The sequence below is a fragment of the Corallococcus sp. CA047B genome, from assembly GCF_003612065.1.
Lineage (GTDB): Bacteria > Myxococcota > Myxococcia > Myxococcales > Myxococcaceae > Corallococcus > Corallococcus praedator.
On the sequence record NZ_RAWD01000577.1, the window covers coordinates 1 to 2,650 of the forward strand.

Annotated in this window: 2 protein-coding genes; both read left to right on the forward strand. The window is 69.8% G+C overall.

Annotated features, from left to right (window positions below; translation table 11 throughout):
- Positions 1-715 (forward strand): phosphopantetheine-binding protein (locus D7X74_RS41165; protein ID WP_233602478.1); only part of this gene is annotated, 715 nt, incomplete at its 5' end.
- On the forward strand, positions 708-2,650 hold a 1,943-nt coding region (locus D7X74_RS41170; protein ID WP_147446886.1), incomplete at its 3' end, for a condensation domain-containing protein. The genes D7X74_RS41165 and D7X74_RS41170, both read left to right, overlap by 8 nt.

The following is a 2,650-nucleotide window of genomic DNA, read 5'->3' on the forward strand; positions in this document are numbered from 1 at the left end:
CGGGAAGCTGGAGTTCCTGGGGCGCGTGGACTTCCAGTTGAAGGTGCGCGGCTACCGGGTGGAGCTGGGCGAGGTGGAGGCGGGGCTGGGCGCATGCGAAGGCGTGCGCGAGGCGGTGGTGGTGGCGAGGGAGGACGTGCCCGGAGACAAGCGGCTGGTGGGGTACGTGGTAGCGAAGGCTGGCCACACGCTGGACAGCACCGCGCTGCGAGGCGAGCTGAAGGGGCGGCTGCCGGAGTACATGGTGCCGTCGGCCCTCGTGGTGCTGGAGGCGCTGCCGCTCAACGCGAACGGCAAGGTGGACCGCAAGGCCCTGCCCGCGCCGGATGCGGACTCCGAACCGCGTGCTCGAGAGTTCATCGCCCCGCGAAGTGAGCTGGAGCAGCAGCTCGCGAACATCTTCTCGGAGCTGCTGAACGTGAAGCGCGTGGGCATCCACGACGGCTTCTTCGAGCTGGGCGGGCACTCGTTGTTGGCGACGCAGGCGATCTCCCGCATCCGTCAGACCTTCGAGGTGGAGCTGCCGCTGCGCGAGCTGTTCGAGTCGCCCACGGTGGAGACGCTCGCGGTGCTCGTGATGCAGGCCCAGGCCGCGCAGGTGGATCCCGAAGAGCTGGCGCTGTTGATGGCGGAGATGGAAGAGATGTCCGGTGACGAGGCGCAGGCCCTCCTGGACGCGGAACTGGCGAACGGCAGGAAGACCTCCAATGAGTGACTCGTCGAAGCGTTTCTCCTCCCTGTCGCCCGAGAAGCAGGACCTGCTGATGCGGAAGCTGCGCCAGAAGAGCGCGGCCAATCCGGCGGCGACCCTGGTGGCGCGTCCTCGGACCGCGGCGTCCTTCCCGCTGTCCTTCGCCCAGCAGCGGCTGTGGTTCCTCGATCAATTCGAGCCCCAGAACCCGCAGTACAACATCCCGCTCGCGGTCCGCTTGGACGGCGTCCTGGACGTGCCAGCCCTCCAGCGCTGCCTGGATGAACTCGTGCGCCGTCACGAGGTCCTTCGCACGACGCTGCGCGCGGAAGAAGGCGGCGCGGTGCAGGTCATCGCTCCGCCCGAGCCCCTGACGCTGACCCTGGTGGACCTCCAGGCCCTGCCCGCCGAAGCGCGTGAGGCCGAGGCCCGTCTGCGCGTGTTCCGCGACGTGCAGCAACCCTTCACGCTCTCCGTGGGGCCGCTGCTGCGCGCGATGCTGCTCAAGCTCACCGCGACGGAGCATGTGCTGCTCCTGACGTTGCACCACGTCATCTCCGACGGCTGGTCGCGCGGCATCTTCCTGCGGGAGTTCCTGGCGCTCTACGGGGCGTTCAGCCAGGGGCAGCCGTCGCCGCTGCCGGAGCTGGCGATCCAGTACGTGGACTACGCCGCCTGGCAGCGTGAGTGGCTCCAGGGACCGGTGCTGGACGCGCAGCTCGCGTACTGGCGCAAGCAGTTGCAGGGGGCAACGCAGGCCATCGAACTGCCCACGGACCGGCCCATTCCGGCGGTGCCCTCGGTCAACGGCGCGGTGGTGACCGCCCACTATCCCCGCGAGGTAGAAGCCGCGCTGAAGGCGCTGGGCCAGAAGGAGGGCGCCACGCCGTTCATGGTGCTGCTCGCGGCCTGGCAGGTCCTGCTGTCGCGCTACAGCGGGCAGCAGGACGTGAGCGTCGGCTCTCCCATCGCGGGCCGCAATCGCGCGGAGCTGGAAGGGCTCATCGGGTTCTTCGTCAACACGCTGGTGTTGCGCGCGAACCTGGAAGGCAACCCCACGTTCCGGGACCTGCTCAAGCAGGTGCGTGAGACGACCCTGGGCGCGTTCGCGCACCAGGAGGTCCCGTTCGAGAAGCTGGTGGAGGAGCTGAAGCCCGAGCGCAACCTGAGCCGCTCGCCGCTGTTCCAGGTGATGTTCTCCGTGGTGAACGGGGCGCCGTCCTCCGCGCCGACGACCGGCTCCGGGCTGACCCTGCGTGCCCTGGAGACCGAGGGCAGCACCGCCAAGTTCGAGCTGTCGCTGGACATGGTGGAGTCGGGCCAGGGCCTGACGGCCGCGCTCGAATACAACACCGACCTCTTCGACGCGGCGACGGTGCAGCGCCTGCTAGCGCACTTCGGCGTGTTGCTGGAGGGCATCGCGGCCCGTCCGGACGCACGCGTGCTCGACTTGCCGATGCTGGGCGAGGCGGAGCGCCAGCGGGTGCTGGTGGAGTGGAACGACACCGACGTGGCGCTGCCCGCGGAGCAGGGGATTGCCGAGCGCTTCGCGGCCCAGGCACGCTTGACGCCTGACGCGCTGGCGGTGGTGGCCCCGGGAGAAGAAGCGCTGACGTACGGCGAGCTGGAGGCGCAGGCGAACCAGTTGGCGCACCACCTGCGAAGCCAGGGCGTGGGCCCGGAGGTGCTGGTGGGCGTGTGCCTGGAGCGCACGCCGAGGCTGCTGGTAGCGCTGCTGGGCATCCTGAAGGCGGGAGGCGCGTACGTGCCGTTGGACCCGTCCTACCCGGCGGACCGCCTGGCGCTGATGGTGTCCGAGTCGCGGATGTCGTTGCTGCTGACGCAGCAGTCGCTGGAGGGGACGGTGGAGGCCCCGGGCCTGCCGCGCTACCTGCTGGACGCGGAGGCCCCCGCACGCGCGGGCCTGCCCAAGGACGCACCCGTACGGACGGCTTCGTT